Genomic DNA, 21,294 nt, shown 5'->3' on the forward strand with positions numbered 1-21,294 from the left:
AGCTTCGCTCCGAAAACACCGAATTGCGCAAGCGTCTCGGCAAGGCATAACAAACAACCCACTTGGGGCAGCCCCTGCCCCAACCCGACCATGACAAAAAACAGGTGACCCGCCGGAAAGCGGGCCACCTGTTTTGGTTTGGGACTATTCCTTGTGTTCCGGCCAGCCGTAACGATCGTCCAGTGCATCATACCCTGCAAGTCCAGTGACAGCACTGAACTCTGCATATGATACCATGGCGCTTGCGCGATTATGCGGTGTTCCTTCTGCCTTCAACACATCAAGTGTGTCTCGAACGGCTTTAACCGCAGAGAAAAGAGCAGAAAGCGCATAGAAAGCAACGTTGAAACCAAGCTCTTCCAGGTCCTTTGCGCTGAGTGCGGTGGTCTCGTTGCCATCAACAATGCTGACAACCTTGGGACCTTGCACGCCCTTGGAAACCGCCTCAACTTCAGCGATCTTCTTGATACCATCGACAAAAACGAGATCGGCGCCTGCATCCTGATAGAGTTTTGCACGGCGAATGGCTTCGTCGATGCCCTCGCTCTGGATTGCATCCGTCCGCGCTATCAACAACATGGGATGCCGGCCGCGCGCTTCGACAGCGCAACGCAAACGACGAATGTTTTCCTCTGCGGGAATGACGCGTACGCCCGTCCGCTGGCCGCATCGCTTAGGCAGTTGCTGGTCTTCAAGATGGATTGCAGCAACGCCAGCCTGAATATACTCTTCAACCGTTCGCCAGAGATTGGCGGGGCCACCGTAACCGGTGTCAGCATCAGCAATCACAGGAATATCAACCGCCCGGACCATGTCACGCGCATGCGTTGTCATTTCCGTTTGCGACAGCAGGCCGATATCCGGCAGACCGAGCCGCGAGGCCGTCGCCCCAAAACCCGTCATGTAAATGGCGGGAAATTGTGCCATCTCAACCAGACGTGCAGTCAATGCGTCGGCGGCACCCGGAGCCTGAAGCAGACGACCCGATTCAATATCAGCTCTCAATTTTTCAGCTGTGTTCTTCATTATGCTATCCCTGTTAGCGACCGCCGGATACGTCTACGACAACACCGGTGATATAGGACGCCTCTCCAGACAGGAGCCAAACCGCAGCATTTGCAACTTCAGCGGCGGTGCCAAGCCTTTTGAGCGGAATCATATTGGCCATCGCTTCAATATTGGCGGGATCGGCAAAAACGTCCTGCTGGATTTCCGTGTTGATGACGCCGGGCGCCAATGCGTTAACACGTGCCTTCGGCGCAAGCTCTTTGGCAAGTGCGACAGTAAAGGACGCAATCGCACCTTTGGTGGTTGCGTAAACGATATTGCCAACCATACCGCCGGTGCGCGCGGCAATCGAAGACAAATTCACCACGGAACGATCCGCACGACTGGAAGGAGCGCGAATGAAGGCGCTGGAAACATAGAAAGCGCTCTTCAGATTGACCCCGAGAACACGGTCGAGTTCCGGCTCGTTCATATCTTCGACAGTCATGCGCTGACCGATGATACCCGCATTGTTCAAGAGATGGTCAACACCACCAAGCGACCCGACAAGCGCGTCCATGGCGGCTTCAACGGATGCGCGATCCGCAACATTGACGTTGGCCGTCAGCACGCGTTCGCCGTGAACTGACTGACATTCAGCAAGCCGCTCAGCATTGATGTCCCATACCGCAACTTTCGCGCCGAGACCGACCAGCTTGTCGGTAACGGCGCGCCCGATTCCCGATGCGCCGCCGGTAACCAAAACCGTTCGGTCAACGAAATAACCGGAGCCGATGTTTGCCGATTGTGATTGCTGCACTTCTATCCTCCCGCCACAAAGGGCGTCATGTTTCATTCGGCGGCAAGAATGACCAGATCGGTCCGATTGTCAACTAGGGTTCTAGTTTATGTATGGCACTTGTGCGTACTTCTTTTCCAGTCTATAGGTGCCGCCGAAAGGTGTCGCGGAGGGCGACATCAAAGCTTAGGGAGGAATGTCATGGCGGATGCTATCCGTGCTGACGGCGCTCAATTGAATACCAGTCTACGCGACCGGACGATCCGCAAGCTCAACATGCGCATTGTCCTGTTCTGCTTTATTTGCTTCATCGTGAACTATCTGGATCGCGTGAATATCGGCTTTGCCGCACTGCATATGAACGAAGATATAGGCCTGACGCCTTATATGTTCGGCCTCGGCGCGGGAATTTTCTTCATCGGCTATCTGGCTTTTGAAATCCCCAGCAACATGATCCTGCACAAGGTCGGTCCGCGCATCTGGATCGCCCGTATCATGGTCACCTGGGGCATTGTCTCCTGTGCGATGGCCTTCGTGCAGGGACCGACGTCCTTCTATATCCTGCGTTTTCTGCTCGGTGTAGCCGAAGCTGGTTTTGCGCCAGGCGTACTCCTCTATTTGACTTACTGGTTCCCAGCCAAAGAGCGTGGCCGTGCGACGGCCCTCTTCATGGCCGCAACCGTATTGTCGATTGTCATTGGCGCGCCCATTTCGGGCTGGCTGATCGACGCTGGTGAAGGCCTGTTCGGCCTGCACGGCTGGCAGGCGATGTTCATCCTCGAAGGATTGCCCGCAGTCCTGCTGGGCATTATCACGTTCTTCTATCTTGTCGATTCACCACAGAAAGACAGCAAATGGCTGGATGCGGACGAACGCGCCTGGCTTCTGGAACAGCTTGCCGCTGACGAAAAGAACGCCCAGCCCGATACACGCCATAGTCTGCGCGAAATCTTCAGCGATTTACGGGTTTGGCTCCTCACGTTGGTCTACATGTTCAACGGTATCGCCGTGTATGGTGTGATTATGTGGCTGCCGCAGATCGTGAAGACTTTTGGCCTGACCACCCTGCAGTCTGGCTTTGTCTCGGCCATACCGTTCATTTTCGCGGCACTCGGTCTGGTCGTCATTTCGCGCAGTTCCGACCGCACCGGCGAGCGCAAGATTCACACGGCCATTGCCGGCCTGTTCGGCGGCCTATTCCTCGCAGCCAGCGCGCTTGCGCCCAACCCCTATCTGGGCCTGCTGCTGCTTTGCATCTGCGCGTTCTTTCTCTGGTCCTATCTCGGTGTTTTCTGGACCTTGCCGACACAGTTTCTCACCGGTGCAGCAGCAGCTGGCGGTCTGGCTGCAATCAACGGCTTTGCACAGATTGGCGGCTTTACTGGCCCCTATATTGTGGGCTGGGTCAAAACGGCGACCGATAGTTTTTCTATCTCGCTTCTTGTACTTGCAGTATTTCCGATCATCAGCTTCTTCCTCTGCATGAGCTTGAAAGCGAAACGCGACTAGACCACATTACCGGCAGCGATCTTGAACGCGCTGTCGGAAATTCTTTGAGGAGACCGTGTACTGGCATGACAAAGCCGAAAACGCCCCCGCGCAAGAGTCTTGTCCCGACGATCGCTGATAAAATACGCGCGGCTATTGTCGACGCCGAGCTCGATTTTGGGGAAAACCTCTCCGAAGACACTCTGGCCTCTGCATTTGAAGTCAGCCGAACGCCTGTGCGTGAAGCGCTCAATCTGTTGCAGATGGAAGGGCTGGTGATCATCGTCCCAAAATCCGGCACCTATGTCTTCACGCCGACGCTGGAAGACATTGCCGAACTTTGCGACTATCGCGTTGGATTGGAAAAGCAAGCGATTGCGCTTACGCCCCAAGAATCGCTTCCGCTGGCGGTCAGCGAATTGCAGAAGCAGTTGCAAGCCATGACCGAGGCCATCGATCGTGGCGACATGCAGGCTTATGGCCGCGCCGATACCGCATTCCACCTTGCCTTCTTTCATCACTGCGGTAATCGCTATCTCAAAAATGCTTACGATCTTATTCTAGGCCGCGTGGCATCTTTGAGAACTCATCTTGCCATTCGCGCAGAAGGTGAACCGGACCGCTCCTATAAAGATCATGCGCATATGATCAGCCTCTTTGCCGAGAACAAGCGTGACCGACTCTCCACGATACTGGCTGCGCATATTCTTCGCACCAAGGACAATTATCTCGACGCTTTTCAAAAGCTGTCAGCCAACGTTGCTGGTGGAAGGGCTGCACGGCTTCGCCGTCGTCTGGCGCTGACGGAATAACTCTCACCTCAGTTTCGGGCTTATTGAGAATGGCGCTACAGCGCCATTTTTGTTTTCCAGAACGTAAAACTCAATCGCATGCCGACGCCGCCTCCACAAAATAACAAAATGCGCTTCACGCGTTATGTGACAGGCAGGATTTAGCGACATAAAATCTGATACATCAGATATTGACATATCACAAAATAGGCGGCTATTTCTTTAAGCGAGGAGTTTCAGGGAGATTTGAGCTTTGGATTCGCAGGCATTAGCTCTCAAGCCGATTAAGCTGAGAAATCTCAGAGACCATGTGCATGACAGCTTGCGGGAAGCAATTATTTCCGGTCGGCTGAAATCCGGCGAGAAATTGAATGAACGTCAGCTTGCAGCCGATCTTGGCATCAGCACCAGTCCGCTCAAGGAAGCGCTGAGGCAGCTTGAGGGCGAAGGGCTGGTTCGAACGGAATCGCGTCGCGGTACCTTTGTCTGCTTCAGCGAACGTCAGGCGGAAGAGATGATGCTGGCGCGCGCTGCGCTGGAAAGCATCATTGCGCGGCAGGCTGCAAAACACGGAAGCGAGGAAGCCTTTGATTTTCTTCGCGCCACCATTGAGGAAATGCGCGCGGCGGTCGAAACCGGCGACGTCGATGAATTGATTGAACTGAACGAGAAATTTCACGACGGCATTCATGAAGCGTCCGGTTGTGAATATCTGCGACGACTGCAAAACGCTCAGCGCATGTATGACCATGCGGCCCGGGTCACGGTGCTGTCTCGCGACGACGTCCGGCGCCAATCATTCAACGAGCATGAGGCTATCATGCTGGCGATTACCAAAAGAAACGGAGATTTGGCCGAGCGATTGATGCGTGAGCACATCGTAAAGGCAGGGGAGACGCATATCGAGCTGGTCTTCTGACCAGCCTATTGGGAGGAAACAATGGATCTAGCAGGCTATCGCCAAGTGCTTCGCGGCATTTCGGGCGTGCATGCAACCGCTTATGACGCACAGGGCGAAATCGACCCGGTGCTGACGGCGAAAATCGTTTCGCGTATCGCCGATGCGGGCGTTCATAATATCGTCAGCGGTGGTAACACCGGTGAGTTCTACAGCCTGACGGAAGACGAAGTTATTCGCCTGCAATCGATAGCGATTGAAGCTGCCGCCGGTAAGGCAGCGGTCACAGCTGCTGCGGGGCGTTCGGTACGTGAGGCCATAAAAGTGGCAAAGGCTGCCAGCGCGGCAGGTGCCGACGGCGTGATGATCCACCATCCGCTCGATCCCTTCGCGGCCCCGCATGCGCAGGTTGATTATTTTATCGCGATTGCTGAAGCGATTGATCTACCCATCGTCGCTTATATCCGTTCTGACCTGATCCCGCTTGATGAAATGGTCAGGCTCGCCACCCATCCGAAAGTTGCAGGGGTAAAATTCGCATCGCAAAACACGATGCTTTTCTTCGAATGCTGCCGGGCGACAAAAGGCATGGACGCGACCTGGATTTGCGGTCTCGCGGAAAGCTGGGCGCTGCCTTTCTACGCGCTCGGCGGACGGGGCTTCACTTCAGGACTGGTCAATGTCGCACCGCAGCGTTCGCTTGCTGTTTGGAATGCGTTGGAGGCCGGTGATTACGACCGCGCGCGATCGGTCGTCGAAAGCATCGCTGAATTTGAAACCATGCGCACCAAATACCGCAATGGCGCCAACGTTACGGTCGTCAAGGAAGCCTTGCAAATTCAGGGGCTTGCCGTGGGTAAGGTCCGGCTTCCCGGATTGCCGCAACTCGAAAAGCATGACCGCGAAACGCTCCAGCAGATTGTCGCGGTTTGGGAGACAGATGGCTTAGTCTGACAGATGAAATCAGGGCGTCCTGACAGGGAGAAGATGGGCGCACCGCAGAACCAAAAATGGAGGAGAACATGAATAAGGGAATTTCACGCCGTACATTCATGGCGGGGGCCGGGCTTGCAACAGGCATGGGTATCATGCTGCCGAAACGTGCTTGGGCCCAGTCGGCTAAACTGCCATCATCGCCCGTTGCGCTGAATGTTATCGATGCTGCGGGCAACCTCGCTTTGACCCAGCCCATATTTGATAATTTTGCATCCGAACAAAAGGCGCTTGTTTCGCGCTTTACTTTCAATAAAGCGCCAGCGCCGGAACTGCCGGGCAAGATCAAGGCCCAACAGCGCGCCAACCGCATCGATATCGATCTGGTCATTGTCGGCCCAGACGCGCTCTCGGCAGGACTTGCCGATGATATCTGGACCGACATCATCGCCTTGCCGGAAAACGGCCTGCCCAAGCTTCAGGACATCTATCTTGAGCCAGCATGGCGCATGCAGGAAATGTCGAAGGGCAAAGGCGTGGTGGTGTCCTACTACCCGTCGGGACCGCTGCTTGAGTACCATCCCGACAAGGTCAAGACCGCGCCAAAAAACGCTGAAGAACTTTTGGCCTGGACAAAGGAAAATCCCAAGAAGTTCATTTATGCACGTCCGGCTAATTCAGGCCCGGGCCGCACATTTCTGATGGGGCTCCCCTATCTTCTCGGCGACAGCAATCCAAAAGACCCGATCAAGGGCTGGGATAAAACCTGGGCCTATCTGAAGGAACTGCACAAGAACATCGAATATTATCCGGCAGGCACTGGCGCCCTGATGAAGGAACTGGGCGAAGGCACCCGCGACATGACGGTGACCACCACCGGCTGGGATATCAATCCACGTGCACTGGGCGTGGTGCCGAAGGAAATGGGCGTCAGCAAGCTCGACGGTTTCCATTGGGTTTGTGATGCGCATTATTTTGCAATTCCAAAAGGCGTTTCGGAAGAGAAGATCGCCGTCCTGATGGAGTTTATCAAGTTTGCGCTGAAGCCGGACCAGCAGGCTTATTCTTACGATGCTGGTTATTTCTATCCGGGCCCAGCCGTCAAAGACGTTACGATCGAGATGGCGCCGAAGGAAAGCCAGAACATCATAGCTGAGTTCGGGCGGCCCGAATATGCCGAGTGGATCGCCAACAACCCGATTGAACTTCCACTTGAACCCGAGGCGCTCGTCGCAGCATTCCGGCGCTGGGATGAAGAGGTCGCGGCCAGCTAAGGCCTTCGTTTTAAAGCGCATCCTTTCCAAAAACCGTTTCACACTTTTCGGGATGCGCTCTTAAGCGGGTATTTCCAGGCGAGCCACATCGGCTCGTCTGGAAGCGCCCATGATCGCCAAACAAATCATGGTGTTTGCGTCAATGTCCTTTCAAGAACTCCGGCTAGACCGGATGAGCCGTTCATTCGGAACTTTCAATGCGCTGAGGGAAATCAACCTCACCATCCGGAAAGGCGAGTTCATCGCACTTCTCGGCCCTTCCGGCTGCGGAAAATCCACGGCTCTTAATTGTATTGCCGGTCTTCTCGGCACGACGGGCGGCGGCATCTATATCGACAATCGTCGCGTTGACCAGTTGAAGCCTGAGGATCGGGGCTTTGGCATGGTTTTCCAGAACTATGCGCTGTTTCCGCATATGAACGTTCTGCAGAATGTCGGCTTTGGCCTTAAAATGCGCGGGCTCGCCAAAAGCGAGATCGAAAAGCGCGCGCGTGCGGCACTGGCTTTGGTGCGCTTGCAGGGACAGGAAGAAAAACTCCCCGGACAGCTTTCTGGCGGTCAGCAACAACGCGTGGCTATCGCCCGCGCAATTGTCATCGAACCTCCTCTGGTCTTGATGGATGAACCATTATCCAATCTCGATGCAAAACTGCGCCTCGAAATGCGCGCCGAAATTCGTCGCATCCACAATCAGCTTGGTTCCACCAAGATCTACGTTACGCACGATCAGGACGAGGCCCTGTCGCTTGCAGACCGCATTGTGGTGTTGCGCGATGGTGAAATTCGTCAGGTCGGCAGGCCCAACGAACTTTATGAAGCGCCGCTCTACAGAGATGTTGCAGCCTTCATGGGGTTCAGAAACGCCCTCCCCGGCAAGGTCACGCGCATCGAAAATGGTCAGGCAACCATTGACGTCGCTGGTAGCGCGCTGACGGGACGTGCGGTTGACGCCTTAAAAACTGGCGACGAAGCCGTTTTGATGGCACGCGGCGACGATGTCGTTTCAGGCTCGGGCCATCAGAATACGTTGCAGGCAACCGTTGAAACCATCGAATATCGCGGTCGCGAATATGTGGGCACAGCGCGCACGCAAACAGGTCTGGAATTGATCTTTCACGGCCCGAAAGGCGTCGAACCGGGCAGCCAGATTGCGCTCGGCATTGATGCGGCCAATGCGCTCGTCTTTCCGGCGGAGGACTGAGGCATGGTTGATCTAGCTCAAGAGCGATACGCCGAGGCGCCATTAACGCCCAGCCTGCGACAAAGGCTCGCCAATCGCGGCTTCGACGGTGTGACATTACTGATCCTCCCAGCGCTGCTGTTCGTGGTGGGCGTCTTCATCTACCCATTCCTCTATGGGCTGGTGCTGTCGTTCAATCCGCTGGACGGAGGCGGCGCGTTCGCCAACTACGCCAAATTCTTCTCCGATCCATTTCTTTACAAAACCATCGGCGCGACCCTCTGGCTTGCTGTTCCGGTGACGATCATCAGTGTGATGTTTGCCGTACCAATCGCCTTGCGCGTTCGATTGATGCGACGCCAGCGGCTGCTGACGACCATACTTGTCCTGCCCATTACGCTTGGCACAGTTCTGATCGCGGAAGGCCTTCTCAACTATCTCGGTCCGCAAGGCTGGTTCAGTCGCACGCTGATTTTCATCGGCCTGATCGACAGCCCGCTGAAGCTGACCAATAATTACTGGGGTGTGTTCGCTTCACTTGTCATCACCGTTTTTCCATTCACGTTTCTACTGACGCTCTCCTATATAACCGGCATCGATCCGGGACTGGAACGGGCGGCGGCCACCCATGGAGCCAATAGCTGGCAGCGCTTTCGATATGTCATGTTGCCCCTGCTGGTTCCCGGTCTGGTCGTGGCGGCCTGCCTCACCTTCGTTCAGGCCTTCGCGGTATTCCCATCCGCCGTGCTTCTGGGCGCTCCATCCGGCCCCACGCGCGTCATATCCATTGCCGCGGCGCAGGCCGCGTTCGAGCAATATGACGACTCCATGGCGTCTTCAATTGCCATGATCATGGCAGCGGTACAGTTGGTCGTCGTTGGCGCACTTCTTGGCGTCCGCTCGCTTTTCTATCGTGGCTCGACAGCCGGCGGAAAGGGATAAATCATGGTTCGCGACACATCCCTTCTCTCCAAACTCTGGATCACCGCCGTCTGGCTTCTCACCGGCTTCTTTGTCCTCAACGTTCTGGCGGTTATTACGGCTGTCGTCGTGTCGAGTTTCGGCACACGCTGGCTTGGCACATGGCTGCCGGATGCCTTCACGACACGCTGGTATGCAGCCGCATGGGCGGAATTCCAGCTGGATCAAGTCTTGCTGGTGACGTTTCAGGTGGTCTTTGCCGTTGTGATCCTATCCGGCATTCTCGGTGTAACCGCCGCCTATGCCATGGCGCGGCGCGATTTCCCCGGTAAGAAATTCGTGCTGCTGATCTTCCTTTTGCCGCTGCTCGTGCCACCAATAACCTTCGGTATTCCGCTCGCGACCGTTCTTTATAAATTCGGTGTCGGCGGAACATTCTGGGGTGTCGTTCTTGCCAATCTCGTGCCGACCGTACCTTTCGTCATTCTCGTCATGATCCCTTTCATTGAACAGATCGACCCCAAGGTTGAGGCGGCGGCGCGGGTTTTCGGCGCTGGGACATTCAAGCTCTTCATCCATGTGCTCCTGCCCATGTTGCTGCCCGGTGTTCTCGCCGCCATGCTTCTGGTTCTGGTGCGAACGGTGGCCATGTTTGAACTCACCTTCCTGACAGCGGGCCCAACATCGCAAACACTCGTCGTGGCACTCTATTATTCGGTGTTCGCAGCCGGTGTTCGTTCCGTCCAATCCATCGACGCCATGGCCGTGATCTACATGGTGACTTCGCTGGTATGGCTTCTTTTGGCGCTGCGCTTCGTCAACCCCACGCAAATTGTTGCGCGCAACCGTCAACCATCCGCGCATTAGCGTGACAGACTGAACAGGAGCCTATGATGAAGATCACGGCTGTGGAGACGGTGCAGTTGCCGCACCTGAACAACATCTTGTGGGTTCAAATCCACACCGATGAGAGGATTGTGGGTCTGGGCGAGACGTTTCGCGGCGCGAATGCCGTGGCGGCCTATATCCATAGTGATATCGCACCGCAACTAATCGGGCAGAACCCACTGGAGATCGACCGGATATCCAAACTCCTGCTGGAGCCTTATGTCGGCTTTCGGTCTTCCGGCGTGGAAATTCGCGCCGCGTCCGCAATCGACATCGCGCTTTGGGATATTTTTGGCAAGGTCGCCGGCCAGCCCATCCACCAGCTGCTGGGCGGGTTGTCGCGACACTCCATCCGCACCTACAATACCTGTGCAGGCTACACCTATAACAAAAGCGGTGCGCGTCGCTATATCGGCGATACGGACGAAGGCAAGGAAGGACCTTACGAGGACCAGCTTGCCTTTCACCGTGATGCGGGCGCGCTTGCCGAAAGTCTTCTCTCCGAAGGCATAACGGCCATGAAGATATGGCCGTTTGATCCATTCGCCGTGGCTTCGGGGGGAAATTTCATCCATGCGCAGGATCTGGACAAGGCTCTGGAGCCGTTCCGCCAGATACGCAATGCTGTCGGCGACAAAATTGAAATTATGGTCGAATTCCATTCCATGTGGGACCTGACATCGGCGCTGACCATTGCGCGTGAGCTAAAGGCGTTCCGCCCGTTCTGGTCGGAAGATCCGGTCAAAATGATGAATCCGCAAGCGCTTGCGGTCTATGCCCAGAAATCCGGCATTGCGGTTTGTGCAAGCGAAACAATGGCAACCCGCGCTCAATTCCTCGACGTCCTGCGCGCCGATGCGTCCGATTATGTGATGCTGGATATTTCATGGTGCGGCGGACTTTCCGAAGCGAAGAAGATCGCCACCATGGCCGAAGCCTTCCAGCGCCCTATTGCGCCGCATGACTGCACGGGACCAGTCGTTTTCGCAGCCTCCATTCACCTGTCGCTCAATGCGCCCAATGCCATCTATCAAGAGTCGGTCCGGGCCTATTACACTTCATGGTATCGCGATCTGGTCACGGTGATGCCACGGATTGAAAACGGGATGATCTATCCCTTTGAAGGGGCCGGGCTTGGCTTGGAGCTCTCCGATTTCGTTCTTAACCACCCGGATGTTATCCGCAGAAAGACAGACGCATTATGATTGGACCGTTTCACTGTATTGCCGATCTGCGCGGCGCATTGATGGAAAGCCCCGTCTGGGACGAGCGCCGGGCGAAGCTTTTTGCCTGCGATATCAATGGGCGCAAGCTTTACGAAATCGACCTTGAACACGGCCCGGTTCGAGACTGGACCTTTGAAGCCGAGGTTCCATGCGTCGGGCTTGCCGAAAGCGGTAAGCTGATCGTCGCGCTGGCACGCGAAATCATTCTGTTCGATCCGGATAGCGGTGACAGGCAGCCCCTGTGGAGCGGCTATAATGAGCCACAAACATCGCGGCTCAACGATGGCAAGATCGGTCCCGACGGCGCGCTGTGGATCGGCAGCATGGATTGTCGCCCAACACGTGAGCCTATCGCAAAGCTTTATCGTGTCACTGCTGATGGGCAAGCTGCGGTCATGGCAAAGGGATTTGAGGTATCAAACGGCCTTGCATGGACACCGGACGCGACCACGATGTTCCATACGGATTCCCGGGGACCATGGATCGACCGTTACGACTTTGACCGCGCGGCGGGCCGTATTAGCAACCAGAGACGCATTCGCGACCTCGACGAAATTACCGGCAGACCGGACGGCGGCGCATGCGATGCCGAAGGCGCTTACTGGAGTGCGGGTGTGTCAGCTGGTGTCCTGAACCGCTTCGATGCGGATGGAAATCTGCTCGCTAGCTTTCCAGTTCCGGTTCCGGCACCGACAATGCCTTGTTTCTGCGGTCCCGATCTGAAGCAGATCGCGCTGACTTCGCATCGCTTGGCGCCCGCCGACAAATTGGCCGAAGCTCCGCAATCGGGCGGTGTGCATCTCGCAACCAGCACCGTTGCCGGGGCAAAAGTGGCGCGCATGAAGGGAATTTAATTGAATGAAACACCTCCTTTTGACCGGGGCTTCCGGCAATCTTGGCCGTATGCTCACCCGAAAACTGTCACAAGCCGGTTACCGTTTGCGCTTATCCGACATTGAGCCCTTCCCCGATGCCTTGCCCGAAGGTGCAGAATTCATACAGGCGGATCTGAGCGATGCCGATGCGGTTGCCGAACTGGTTTGCGGAACCGATGCGATATTGCATTTTGGCGGCATCAGTATCGAAAAGCCTTACAATCTGATCGCCCGTGCTAACCTTCTCGGCGTTACACATATTTTCGAGGCTGCGCGCGCTGAAAAGCAAAGGGTGATTTTTGCAAGTTCCAATCATACGATTGGCTTTTATGAACGCGATGCGGTGCTGAGCAGCAATGATCCCTTCAAGCCTGATAGCTATTACGGATTGTCGAAAGCTTATGGTGAACTGCTAGGCCAAATGATGTTCGACAAACACGGCGTCGAAAGCGTTCACGTGCGCATCGGCTCCTGCCTTCCTGAACCAACCGAAGCGCGACACCTCGCCACCTGGCTTTCGCAAGACGACTTGGTGCGGTTGTTGATCGGATCGGTCGAGGCGCAGGAAACCGGCTTTGCCGTTGTCTGGGGGATTTCCGCCAATGCCGGGCGCTGGTGGGAAAAGGACGATGCCAGCCGCATCGGTTATGTGCCGCAGGATGACGCCTCGCGTTTTGGCGACCTCGCCGAAACTGGCGATCCGATCACGCGGCGCTATCAGGGTGGTGCTTTTACAGCACAGGACTATACGCGTGGCGATTAGCTTTGCACGAGCCGTGGGGCACAGTCACAACTAAAGCAGGCTCGCTGATAACAGGTCGGGCCGAAAATTTTCGGGGAGATATTGAAATGCCCAGGAAGCAATATGCCGATCTGCGTTCTGCGCGCTGGATGTTGCCGGATGATCAGCGTTCTTCGGGCCATCGTTCCAGAACCATGCAGATGGGTTATGATCCGGTGGACTGGGAGGGCAAGCCCATCATCGCGATCATCAATACATGGTCGGATGCGCAGCCCTGCCATGCCCATTTCAAGGATAGGGTCGAATGGGTCAAACGCGGCATATTGCAGGCAGGCGGCTTTCCCCTTGAACTGCCCGCTCTGTCCTTGTCTGAAAGCTACGTGAAACCCACAACAATGCTCTATCGCAACATGCTCGCGATGGAGACCGAAGAACTGCTGCGCTCGCATCCGGTCGATGGAGCCATTTTGATGGGCGGATGCGACAAGACCACGCCTGCACTCATCATGGGGGCAACAAGCGCCGGTCTACCCTTCATTTTCCTGCCCGCAGGTCCAATGCTTCGCGGCAATTATGCCGGGAAAACGCTCGGGTCGGGCACTGACATGTTCAAGTTCTGGGACGAGCGCCGCGCAGGCACCATCGGTAAGGAAGAATGGCAAGGCATAGAAGGCGGTATTGCGCGCAGCTATGGGCATTGCATGACGATGGGCACCGCGTCCACGATGACCGTGATTGCCGAAGCCATGGGCCTTTCCCTCCCCGGTGCATCGTCCATACCGGCATCCGACGCCAACCACCAACGCATGTCGACCCAATGCGGACGCCGCATTGTCGATATGGTCTGGGACGATTTGAAACCCGATCAGATCATTACACCTGCTGCTGTCAAAAATGCCGTTATCGTCGCCATGGCCACCGGCTGTTCAACCAATGCCATCATTCATTTGATTGCCATGGCGCGGCGCGCAGGCATTCCACTGGAGCTGGACGACCTCGACCGCATCGGGCGCACCACACCTGTGATCGCCAATATTCGGCCATCGGGAACGACATATCTGATGGAAGATTTCTATTATGCAGGCGGCATCCGCGCATTGATGAAACAGCTTACCGACAAGCTGGATCCCACGGCTATCACCGTGACAGGTGAGGCGTTGGTGGAAGGGCTGGAGAAGGTCCAGGTTTGGAACGATGATGTTATCCGCCCGCTTTCCAACCCCGTCTATCATGAGGGGTCACTGGCGGTCTTGAAGGGGAACCTGTGTCCCGATGGCGCGGTTATCAAGCCAGCGGCCTGCGACTCGAAATTTCATCGCCATAAAGGCCCGGCATTGGTTGCAGACAGCTACCCCGAGCTGAAAAAGATCATTGATGATCCCGATTATCCCCTGACGCCGGACACCGTGCTTGTCTTACGCAATGCCGGACCACAAGGCGGACCGGGTATGCCGGAATGGGGTATGATCCCGATGCCGAAGGCACTTTTGAAGCTCGGCCTGCGCGATATGGTGCGCATTTCCGATGCCCGCATGTCGGGGACAAGTTTTGGCGCCTGTGTGCTCCACGTTGCACCGGAATCCTTCATTGGAGGGCCGCTAGCCCTGCTCAAGACCGGCGATATGGTCGAGTTGGATATCCCCGCCCGCAGCCTGAACATGCTTGTTCCAGACGAAGAACTGGCTGAACGCCGCGCCGCCTGGAAGACACCTGAACCCAAATATGAACGTGGCTACGGCTTTGTGTTTTCCAAACATGTGGAACAGGCCGACAAGGGTTGCGACTTCGATTTCCTGAAAACCGACTTTGGCCGTCCGGTTGATGAACCGGTGATCTATTAAGAGGCAGACCATGACCGATTATGTTCTCTCGGAAGAAACCCGCGCCAAACTGAAGAAGGTCTCGACGGCCTCGGTTGCTACGGCGCTTTATAAACGCGGTTTGCGTAATCAGTTCATTCAAGGTGCGCTTCAGGTGGCGCGCAAGCCCGAAAACATGGTCGGACAGGCCTTTACCTTGCGTTACATTCCCGCGCGTGAAGATCGAAACCCGATTACTGTTTTCCGCAATCCTAATCACAAACAGCGTGTTGCGATCGAAACCTGCCCGCCCGGCTGGGTGCTGGTTATGGATGCACGCAAGGATGCACGTGCGGCAACCGCTGGGTCGATACTGGTAACGCGACTTGCGCTGCGTGGCGCGGCAGGCATTGTCTCCGATGGCGGCTTTCGTGACGTGACCGGAATTGGCGAATTATCCATGCCCGCCTATTGCGCAAAAGCATCGGCGCCAACAAATCTGACTTTGCACGAAGCCATCGACATTAATGTACCGATTTCGTGCGGCGACGCCGCCGTGTTCCCCGGCGACGTGCTGGTCGGCGACGCGGATGGCGTCATGGTCATTCCGGCGCATCTTTGCGAAGAAATCGCCGAGGAGTGCATCGGGATGGAAACATACGAAGATTTCGTGCTCGAAGAGGTCAAGAACGGTGAAGCGATAATTGGGCTTTATCCCTGCACCAAGGAGAAATTCGAACAGAAATTCCAGACATGGCGGCGTAAGAACAATCGATAGCCAAACCGGCAGTCATACTGCATGCTTTATGGCTGCCAGCATTTTCTTTTCGTCCGGACGCAAGGTCAGCACACGCACGCCATTGCCGGTGACGGCAACTGTGTGCTCGAATTGCGCCGATAGTTTTCCGTCGCGCGTGACGACGGTCCATCCATCCTTTTCGGTTTTCACCTTGGCCGTTCCCTGATTGAGCATTGGTTCGATGGTGAAAACCATGCCTTCGCGCAAGCGAACCCCCGTACCCGGTTTGCCGAAATGCAGAACCTGCGGTTCTTCATGCATCTCTCGTCCGATGCCGTGGCCGCAATACTCGCGCACAATGCTGTAATCGTTCCGCTTGGCATGACGCTCAATGGCGTAACCAATATCGCCCAACGTGGCGCCGGGTCGAACCGCTGCAATGCCTTTCCACATGGCTTCATAAGTCACGCGTACAAGACGGGAGGCAAACGGCGCGACGTCGCCGATCATGTAAGTCTTGCTGGAATCCGCGATATAGCCACCCTTTTCAAGCGTAATATCGAAATTGATGATTTCGCCATTAGCGATAACATCACCATGGGACGGCATTCCGTGGCAGACGACATCGTCCTTCGAACAGTTCAGAACAAAGGGATAATCATATTGTCCTTTGCTGGCGGGTCGCGCTTTCAACTCACCCGTAATGTAACCCTCAACCAGATCGTTGACCTGCATCGTTGTCATACCGGCAAGCGGTGTACGGTCCAGCAGTGTGAAAACAGAAGCCAACAACGCTCCTGAAATCGCCATCTGTTCCAATTCGGCGGGCGTCTTGGTCATGATGGCCGTACAGCCATGACCGGAATTTCCACCTGTGCGGCGCGCAACTGCATCTGCACGATTTCGTTGAATGACATATCTGGATTGGCCTGCGCCAGCATGCCGATTTTCATCCAGTATTCTGCCTGCGCATTGATCGAACGGCACATGACATCGCTCGCCTTGCGCAATTCTTCATGCAGATCATCGGCGATCTTCACTATACCCATCGTTGGCTCCAAACTTACGGTTGATAAGCATACCATATACGATTCATATATAATCGCCAACGCAATTTGGGGCGCACCCTGCACGGCTGTGCATATTTTCGTATCAAACAGAACAATTGAACTATTTCAGGGAAATTCAGAATGAATTTTGCAAAACCGTTGACAGCTATCGATAAAAGGCCAAGACTGTGCACACGTTTGCAAAAACGTCGACGTGGAGGCGTCGTAAAATGGGAGGGAAAGAATGCGTTCGACATTTTTGGTTGCGGCGCTTGCCGCCGGTATCTCGTCAATGGCTTTTGCGGCCCATGCGGCTGGCAATCTCAATCTGATTTGTTCGGCAGATGTAGTGATCTGCGAGCAAATGAAAAACATGTTCGAAAAAGACACCGGCATCAGTGTAAACATGGTGCGGCTTTCTTCAGGCGAAACCTATGCCAAGGTTCGCGCAGAGGCCCGCAATCCAAAAACAGATATCTGGTGGGCGGGCACGGGCGATCCCCATTTGCAGGCCGCTGGCGAAGGGCTGACGCTCGAATATAAATCACCGATGCTTGATCAATTGCAAGATTGGGCCAAGAAGCAGGCGGAAAGCGCGAACTATCGCACGGTTGGCGTCTATGCCGGCGCTCTCGGCTGGGGCTACAATACCGATATTCTTGCCAAGAAGCAGCTCAAAGAACCAAAATGCTGGGCTGACTTGCTGGATGCGTCCTACAAGGGCGAAATTCAGATGGCCAATCCCAACTCTTCCGGCACGGCCTATACGGCGCTTGCAACGCTGGTACAGATCATGGGCGAAGACAAGGCCTATGATTACCTCAAGAAGCTCAATGAGAACGTCTCCCAATATACCAAATCAGGCTCGGCACCAGTCAAATCCGCCGCGCGTGGTGAAACCGGCATTGGTATCGTATTCATGCATGATGCGGTGTCGATGACTGCCGAAGGTTTCCCGGTCAAATCCGTCGCGCCGTGTGAGGGCACCGGTTACGAAATCGGCTCCATGTCCATTATTAAAGGCGCAAAGAACCTCGACAACGCCAAGAAATGGTATGACTGGGCGCTAACCGCGGAAGTACAATCTCATATGAAGGATGCCAAATCCTTCCAGCTTCCATCGAACAAGTCTGCTGAAGTGCCGAAGGAATCACCGCGCTTCGAAGACATCAAACTCATCGATTATGACTTCAAGACCTATGGTGACCCTGCAAAACGCAAGGAGCTCTTGGAGCGCTGGGACAAGGAAATTGGCGCGCACGCCAACTGATGGGTTTTAAACCTTCGATCACCGTTTGAACGCGTTGCCGCTTCCGGCAACGCGTCTGCCTGAATGGCGTTGCCGCTAACGCCTCGCCATTCATCGCAACAATTCCAAGACCCGAAATGAAGCGGACGCACTATGGTACAGCAAAACCGCAGACTGGATATTGCTCTCGCATTTGCGCTGGTGGCCTTCGTCTTACTGCCCTGGTATCGGATAGAAGACGGCTTTCTTGGTTTTGGCTGGCTTGGCGACCTGTTCAGCGAAAGCACAACTGCACCCGGCATCCTGCAAATCGTTGCTTTTTCCCGTCCCTGGCTCGGCGTTGCGGCGGCCCTTATGCTTGTTTGTGCATTTGCCCGCATAGCCTTGCCTGTGGGCAGGCGCAGTTCCATTTTGATCTGGGCAAGCCTTTTTGGTCTGGGGTTTCTCGTCCTTCAAGGGCTGGCTGTTGGCGGTTCCGGTTGGAATTGGACAATCAGTGAAAACTGCTTTGGTGCACTAAGCGATGGACAACCAGCCTTTGGTGCAGGCGCAATCCTGACCTCTCTCTGCTTTTTGCTAATTTTCGCCTTCGGTCTTGCTGAACGTGGCGTGATGAAAGGCGATGCTTTCGTCGTTTCCTCCATTACCATGCTCGTCGCATTGGTAGGTGTATTTGTTTTCTACCCGGTGCTCAGCATGTTTGTCGGTTCCGTTCAGGACTTCGACGGTTCGTTCAAGCCGGAGGGGTTCATCGGAAACATACAAGATTCCTCCATCTGGAGCCTCGCCTGCGTGGTGGGGGAAGGTCGCTGCGGTGTTGCATGGCGCACCTTATGGCTTGCACTGATGACGGCCTCTGGCTCGACAATCATGGGCCTTGCCTTTGCCCTGGTGGCGACGCGCACAAACTTCCCTTTCAAGAAAGGACTTCGACTTCTCACCATCCTTCCAATCATCACGCCGCCTTTCGTCGTCGGTTTGGCCCTTACCTTGTTGTTCGGGCGCGCGGGCGTGGTCACGGAACAGATCTCCAACATATTCGGTGTCGAGCCGGGGCGTTGGCTCTATGGCTTGACCGGCATCTGGATTGCGCAGGTTCTTTCCTTTACGCCGATTTCATTTCTGGTCCTCATCGGCGTTGTTGAGGGGGTGTCGCCGTCGATGGAGGAAGCGTCGCAAACCTTGCGCGCAGACCGCTGGCGCACTTTCCGAAAGGTCTCGCTGCCATTGATGGCGCCGGGCCTTGCCAACGCCTTCCTTATCGCTTTCATCGAGAGCATGGCCGATTTCGGCAATCCGATGGTTCTGGGCGGCAGCAACGGCGTGCTGTCGACGGAAATCTTCTTTGCAGTGGTGGGTGCGCAAAATGATCCATCGCGCGCAGCTGTCCTCGCCATGGTGTTGCTGTGTTTCACTCTCAGCGCCTTCCTTATCCAGCGCCTTTGGCTCGCTGGCAAAAACTTCGCGACCGTAACCGGCAAGGGCGATTCTGGCGTGCATGCCGCCTTGCCACACGGGTTGAAAGTCGGCGTCTACGTGCTTGTTATCCCGTGGATGATATTCACCGTCATCGTCTATCTCATGATCCTTATCGGCGGCTTTGTGCGCCAGTGGGGACTCGATAATACATTGACGCTGGAGCATTATACCCGCGCCTTCTCCATTGGCTGGACCGAGACCGGCATTGCTTGGACCGGTGTTGCATGGAACTCCTTCTGGACCACAATGGAAATCTCGCTGATCTCAGCACCGCTCACAGCCGCTGTTGGCTTGCTCACCGCATATCTGATTGTTCGGCAACGCTTTGTCGGCCGCAATCTGTTCGAATTCGCATTGATGCTGAGCTTTGCAATTCCGGGCACGGTGATCGGTGTCAGCTACATCATGGCGTTCAATCTGCCGCCGCTCGAAATGACCGGCACTGCGGCAATCCTCATCGCCTGCTTCGTTTTCCGTAACATGCCTGTCGGCGTGCGAGGCGGCGTCGCTGCAATGAGCCAACTCGACAAAAGCCTTGATGAAGCGTCCCTGACCTTGCGGGCAAACAGCTTCCGCACCATTCGCAAGGTCATTCTGCCACTCCTGCGCCCCGCCATAACCGCAGCGCTGGTGTATTCCTTCGTGCGCGCGATCACATCAATCAGTGCCGTCATCTTCCTGGTTTCCGCGCAGTATAACATGGCGACATCCTACATCGTTGGACTGGTTGAAAATGGGCAATTCGGCGTCGCCATCGCCTACTCCTCAATGCTGATTGTGGTGATGATCGCCATCATCACCGGCTTTCAGTTACTTGTCGGAGAACGAAAACTCAGGCGAGAAAATCGTGTCGCCGCTGTCACGCCGATCAAATCCGCCAATCAGGAGAAAATAGCATGACGACGATCCGCCCCGGCTCCGTCACATTCGAGAATGTCTCCAAGAAATTTGGAAACTTCACCGCCCTGCCCGATCTATCCCTGATTGTCGAACCGGGAACACTGGTCACTTTGCTCGGCCCTTCAGGCTGCGGAAAGACCACCACTTTGCGGCTGCTGGCGGGGCTGGAACACCCAAGCTCGGGCCGCATTCTGATCGGCGGCAAGGACGTCACAAATCTTCCAGCCAATGAACGCGATGTTTCGATGGTGTTTCAGTCCTACGCACTGTTTCCACATATGAATTCGCTGGATAACGTCGCCTATGGGCTGGAATCTTCCGGCATCAAGAAAGCCGAAGCCCGCGACCGAGCAGAAGAAGGACTGAAGCTGGTTGGTTTGGGCGGCATGGGCCACCGGCTGCCCGCCGAGCTTTCGGGCGGACAACAGCAGCGCGTGGCCGTGGCGCGTGCTCTGGTGCTGGAACCACAAGTGCTGCTTCTCGACGAACCGCTATCCAACCTCGATGCACGGCTTCGGCGGCGCGTGCGCACGGAAATCCGCGAATTGCAGCAACGGCTTGGTTTCACGGCAGTCTATGTAACGCATGATCAAGATGAAGCACTGGCCGTATCCGATACGATCATCGTAATGAAGGATGGTAATATTGCGCAGAAAGGCACACCGCGTGAACTCTATGAGTCACCGGCATCGGCTTTTATCGCGGACTTCATGGGCGAGGCCAATGTCATGCCCTGCGAAGTGATCGCCACCGAGAATAACGAGGCCGTCATACGCATTGGCGCAATGACCCACCGTGTCGCTGCGCGTAATGCCAAAATAGGGCCTGCACAACTGGCGATCCGACCGAACGCCGTTAACCTGCAGCCGCTCGCCGGCGGCGATTTTCCGGGGCGCGTGGCGCACGCCGCTTATCTTGGCGATCACATCGAGTATGAGATCGAAACGGAACATGGCAAGCTCTTCATAGTTGACCCCGAAGCGGAACAAGCCTTGCCAACATCCACGGATGTCTCGATACACTTCAAGTCACGCGGGCTTGCGCTTATCAATCAATAGCCCGCCAAAACGTGCCGAT

The 21,294-nt window shown here is 55.5% G+C and carries 20 protein-coding genes; 16 read left to right on the top strand and 4 right to left on the bottom strand.

Translation table 11 applies throughout. The annotated features are described in order from the left end of the window. Window positions 1–144 precede the first annotated feature (144 nt). Together D8666_RS11420 and D8666_RS11425 are read right to left on the bottom strand one after the other, a co-directional pair. Entirely contained in the window at window positions 145–1,026 is an 882-nt protein-coding gene (locus D8666_RS11420) for an isocitrate lyase/PEP mutase family protein (RefSeq protein ID WP_121537998.1), read from the bottom strand. 13 nt (window positions 1,027–1,039) lie between these two features. Then, window positions 1,040–1,807, bottom strand: a complete 768-nt coding sequence (locus D8666_RS11425) for an SDR family NAD(P)-dependent oxidoreductase (protein ID WP_235858944.1) — start codon at window positions 1,805–1,807, stop codon at window positions 1,040–1,042. A 180-nt stretch (window positions 1,808–1,987) separates the two neighbouring features. Between D8666_RS11425 and D8666_RS11430 the strand changes: the two genes are divergently transcribed. The 13 genes from D8666_RS11430 to D8666_RS11490 all read left to right on the top strand — a co-directional run bounded on the left by D8666_RS11430 (window position 1,988) and on the right by D8666_RS11490 (window position 15,579). After that, the gene (locus D8666_RS11430; RefSeq protein ID WP_121538002.1) at window positions 1,988–3,295 is read left to right on the top strand and encodes an MFS transporter; all 1,308 of its coding nucleotides are present in this window, start codon (window positions 1,988–1,990) and stop codon (window positions 3,293–3,295) included. Between the two features lie 65 nt (window positions 3,296–3,360). Beyond that, entirely contained in the window at window positions 3,361–4,086 is a 726-nt protein-coding gene (locus tag D8666_RS11435; RefSeq protein WP_121538004.1) for a GntR family transcriptional regulator, read from the top strand. Between the two features lie 289 nt (window positions 4,087–4,375). Continuing rightward, a complete protein-coding gene (locus D8666_RS11440; protein WP_121538071.1) occupies window positions 4,376–4,984 on the top strand; it encodes a GntR family transcriptional regulator in 609 nt (202 codons plus the stop codon). 21 nt (window positions 4,985–5,005) lie between these two features. Beyond that, window positions 5,006–5,917 carry a dihydrodipicolinate synthase family protein gene (locus D8666_RS11445; RefSeq protein ID WP_121538006.1) on the top strand — a complete coding sequence of 304 codons (912 nt, stop codon included), beginning with the start codon at window positions 5,006–5,008 and terminating at the stop codon, window positions 5,915–5,917. A 98-nt stretch (window positions 5,918–6,015) separates the two neighbouring features. Further along, entirely contained in the window at window positions 6,016–7,170 is a 1,155-nt protein-coding gene (locus tag D8666_RS11450) for an extracellular solute-binding protein (RefSeq protein ID WP_235858945.1), read from the top strand. Between the two features lie 127 nt (window positions 7,171–7,297). Then, entirely contained in the window at window positions 7,298–8,371 is a 1,074-nt protein-coding gene (locus D8666_RS11455; RefSeq protein WP_209445982.1) for an ABC transporter ATP-binding protein, read from the top strand. A gap of 3 nt (window positions 8,372–8,374) precedes the next feature. Beyond that, on the top strand, window positions 8,375–9,292 hold the full coding sequence (locus tag D8666_RS11460; RefSeq protein ID WP_121538008.1) for an ABC transporter permease: 918 nt from the start codon (window positions 8,375–8,377) through the stop codon (window positions 9,290–9,292). Window positions 9,293–9,295: 3 nt separating this feature from the next. Continuing rightward, window positions 9,296–10,138, top strand: coding sequence for an ABC transporter permease (locus D8666_RS11465; protein WP_121538010.1), 843 nt, complete (start codon window positions 9,296–9,298; stop codon window positions 10,136–10,138). Window positions 10,139–10,164: 26 nt separating this feature from the next. Beyond that, window positions 10,165–11,364 (top strand): mandelate racemase/muconate lactonizing enzyme family protein, encoded by a 1,200-nt coding sequence (locus D8666_RS11470; RefSeq protein ID WP_121538077.1) that lies wholly within the window; start codon window positions 10,165–10,167, stop codon window positions 11,362–11,364. Beyond that, window positions 11,361–12,239, top strand: coding sequence for an SMP-30/gluconolactonase/LRE family protein (locus tag D8666_RS11475; RefSeq protein WP_121538012.1), 879 nt, complete (start codon window positions 11,361–11,363; stop codon window positions 12,237–12,239). Before D8666_RS11470 ends, D8666_RS11475 begins: the two co-directional genes overlap by 4 nt. 4 nt (window positions 12,240–12,243) lie before the next feature. Beyond that, window positions 12,244–13,023, top strand: coding sequence for an NAD-dependent epimerase/dehydratase family protein (locus D8666_RS11480; RefSeq protein ID WP_121538014.1), 780 nt, complete (start codon window positions 12,244–12,246; stop codon window positions 13,021–13,023). 86 nt (window positions 13,024–13,109) lie between these two features. Continuing rightward, window positions 13,110–14,843, top strand: coding sequence for an L-arabinonate dehydratase (gene araD, locus D8666_RS11485; RefSeq protein WP_121538016.1), 1,734 nt, complete (start codon window positions 13,110–13,112; stop codon window positions 14,841–14,843). A 10-nt stretch (window positions 14,844–14,853) separates the two neighbouring features. Then, the gene (locus D8666_RS11490; RefSeq protein ID WP_121538018.1) at window positions 14,854–15,579 is read left to right on the top strand and encodes a ribonuclease activity regulator RraA; all 726 of its coding nucleotides are present in this window, start codon (window positions 14,854–14,856) and stop codon (window positions 15,577–15,579) included. Between the two features lie 12 nt (window positions 15,580–15,591). Here the strand turns inward: D8666_RS11490 and map are convergent, their stop codons facing one another. Together map and D8666_RS11500 are read right to left on the bottom strand one after the other, a co-directional pair. Next, window positions 15,592–16,380 (bottom strand): type I methionyl aminopeptidase, encoded by a 789-nt coding sequence (gene map, locus D8666_RS11495; protein ID WP_121538020.1) that lies wholly within the window; start codon window positions 16,378–16,380, stop codon window positions 15,592–15,594. After that, a complete protein-coding gene (locus D8666_RS11500; protein ID WP_109365955.1) occupies window positions 16,377–16,589 on the bottom strand; it encodes a ParD-like family protein in 213 nt (70 codons plus the stop codon). Before D8666_RS11500 ends, map begins: the two co-directional genes overlap by 4 nt. 244 nt (window positions 16,590–16,833) lie before the next feature. On the opposite strand from D8666_RS11500, the gene D8666_RS11505 reads away from it, so the two are divergent. The 3 genes from D8666_RS11505 (at window position 16,834) to D8666_RS11515 (ending at window position 21,275) form a co-directional block, all read left to right on the top strand. Then, window positions 16,834–17,859 (top strand): ABC transporter substrate-binding protein, encoded by a 1,026-nt coding sequence (locus D8666_RS11505; protein ID WP_121538022.1) that lies wholly within the window; start codon window positions 16,834–16,836, stop codon window positions 17,857–17,859. Between the two features lie 132 nt (window positions 17,860–17,991). Then, window positions 17,992–20,217, top strand: a complete 2,226-nt coding sequence (locus tag D8666_RS11510; RefSeq protein ID WP_121538024.1) for an ABC transporter permease — start codon at window positions 17,992–17,994, stop codon at window positions 20,215–20,217. Beyond that, on the top strand, window positions 20,214–21,275 hold the full coding sequence (locus tag D8666_RS11515) for an ABC transporter ATP-binding protein (RefSeq protein ID WP_121538026.1): 1,062 nt from the start codon (window positions 20,214–20,216) through the stop codon (window positions 21,273–21,275). Before D8666_RS11510 ends, D8666_RS11515 begins: the two co-directional genes overlap by 4 nt. The last annotated feature ends 19 nt before the right edge of the window (window positions 21,276–21,294 follow it).

It is taken from the genome of Ochrobactrum soli (genome assembly GCF_003664555.1).
Classification (GTDB): domain Bacteria; phylum Pseudomonadota; class Alphaproteobacteria; order Rhizobiales; family Rhizobiaceae; genus Brucella; species Brucella teleogrylli.

Coding starts and splice junctions, on each gene's coding strand:
- D8666_RS11510 (WP_121538024.1), top strand. CDS start 17,992: ATGGTACAGCAAAACCGCAGACTGGATATTGCTCTCGCATTTGCGCTG.
- D8666_RS11480 (WP_121538014.1), top strand. CDS start 12,244: ATGAAACACCTCCTTTTGACCGGGGCTTCCGGCAATCTTGGCCGTATG.
- D8666_RS11505 (WP_121538022.1), top strand. CDS start 16,834: ATGCGTTCGACATTTTTGGTTGCGGCGCTTGCCGCCGGTATCTCGTCA.
- D8666_RS11470 (WP_121538077.1), top strand. CDS start 10,165: ATGAAGATCACGGCTGTGGAGACGGTGCAGTTGCCGCACCTGAACAAC.
- D8666_RS11465 (WP_121538010.1), top strand. CDS start 9,296: ATGGTTCGCGACACATCCCTTCTCTCCAAACTCTGGATCACCGCCGTC.
- D8666_RS11490 (WP_121538018.1), top strand. CDS start 14,854: ATGACCGATTATGTTCTCTCGGAAGAAACCCGCGCCAAACTGAAGAAG.
- D8666_RS11460 (WP_121538008.1), top strand. CDS start 8,375: ATGGTTGATCTAGCTCAAGAGCGATACGCCGAGGCGCCATTAACGCCC.
- D8666_RS11445 (WP_121538006.1), top strand. CDS start 5,006: ATGGATCTAGCAGGCTATCGCCAAGTGCTTCGCGGCATTTCGGGCGTG.
- D8666_RS11435 (WP_121538004.1), top strand. CDS start 3,361: ATGACAAAGCCGAAAACGCCCCCGCGCAAGAGTCTTGTCCCGACGATC.
- araD (WP_121538016.1), top strand. CDS start 13,110: ATGCCCAGGAAGCAATATGCCGATCTGCGTTCTGCGCGCTGGATGTTG.
- D8666_RS11430 (WP_121538002.1), top strand. CDS start 1,988: ATGGCGGATGCTATCCGTGCTGACGGCGCTCAATTGAATACCAGTCTA.
- D8666_RS11450 (WP_235858945.1), top strand. CDS start 6,016: ATGGCGGGGGCCGGGCTTGCAACAGGCATGGGTATCATGCTGCCGAAA.
- D8666_RS11475 (WP_121538012.1), top strand. CDS start 11,361: ATGATTGGACCGTTTCACTGTATTGCCGATCTGCGCGGCGCATTGATG.
- D8666_RS11455 (WP_209445982.1), top strand. CDS start 7,298: ATGGTGTTTGCGTCAATGTCCTTTCAAGAACTCCGGCTAGACCGGATG.
- D8666_RS11500 (WP_109365955.1), bottom strand. CDS start 16,589: ATGGGTATAGTGAAGATCGCCGATGATCTGCATGAAGAATTGCGCAAG.
- D8666_RS11515 (WP_121538026.1), top strand. CDS start 20,214: ATGACGACGATCCGCCCCGGCTCCGTCACATTCGAGAATGTCTCCAAG.
- map (WP_121538020.1), bottom strand. CDS start 16,380: ATGACCAAGACGCCCGCCGAATTGGAACAGATGGCGATTTCAGGAGCG.
- D8666_RS11420 (WP_121537998.1), bottom strand. CDS start 1,026: ATGAAGAACACAGCTGAAAAATTGAGAGCTGATATTGAATCGGGTCGT.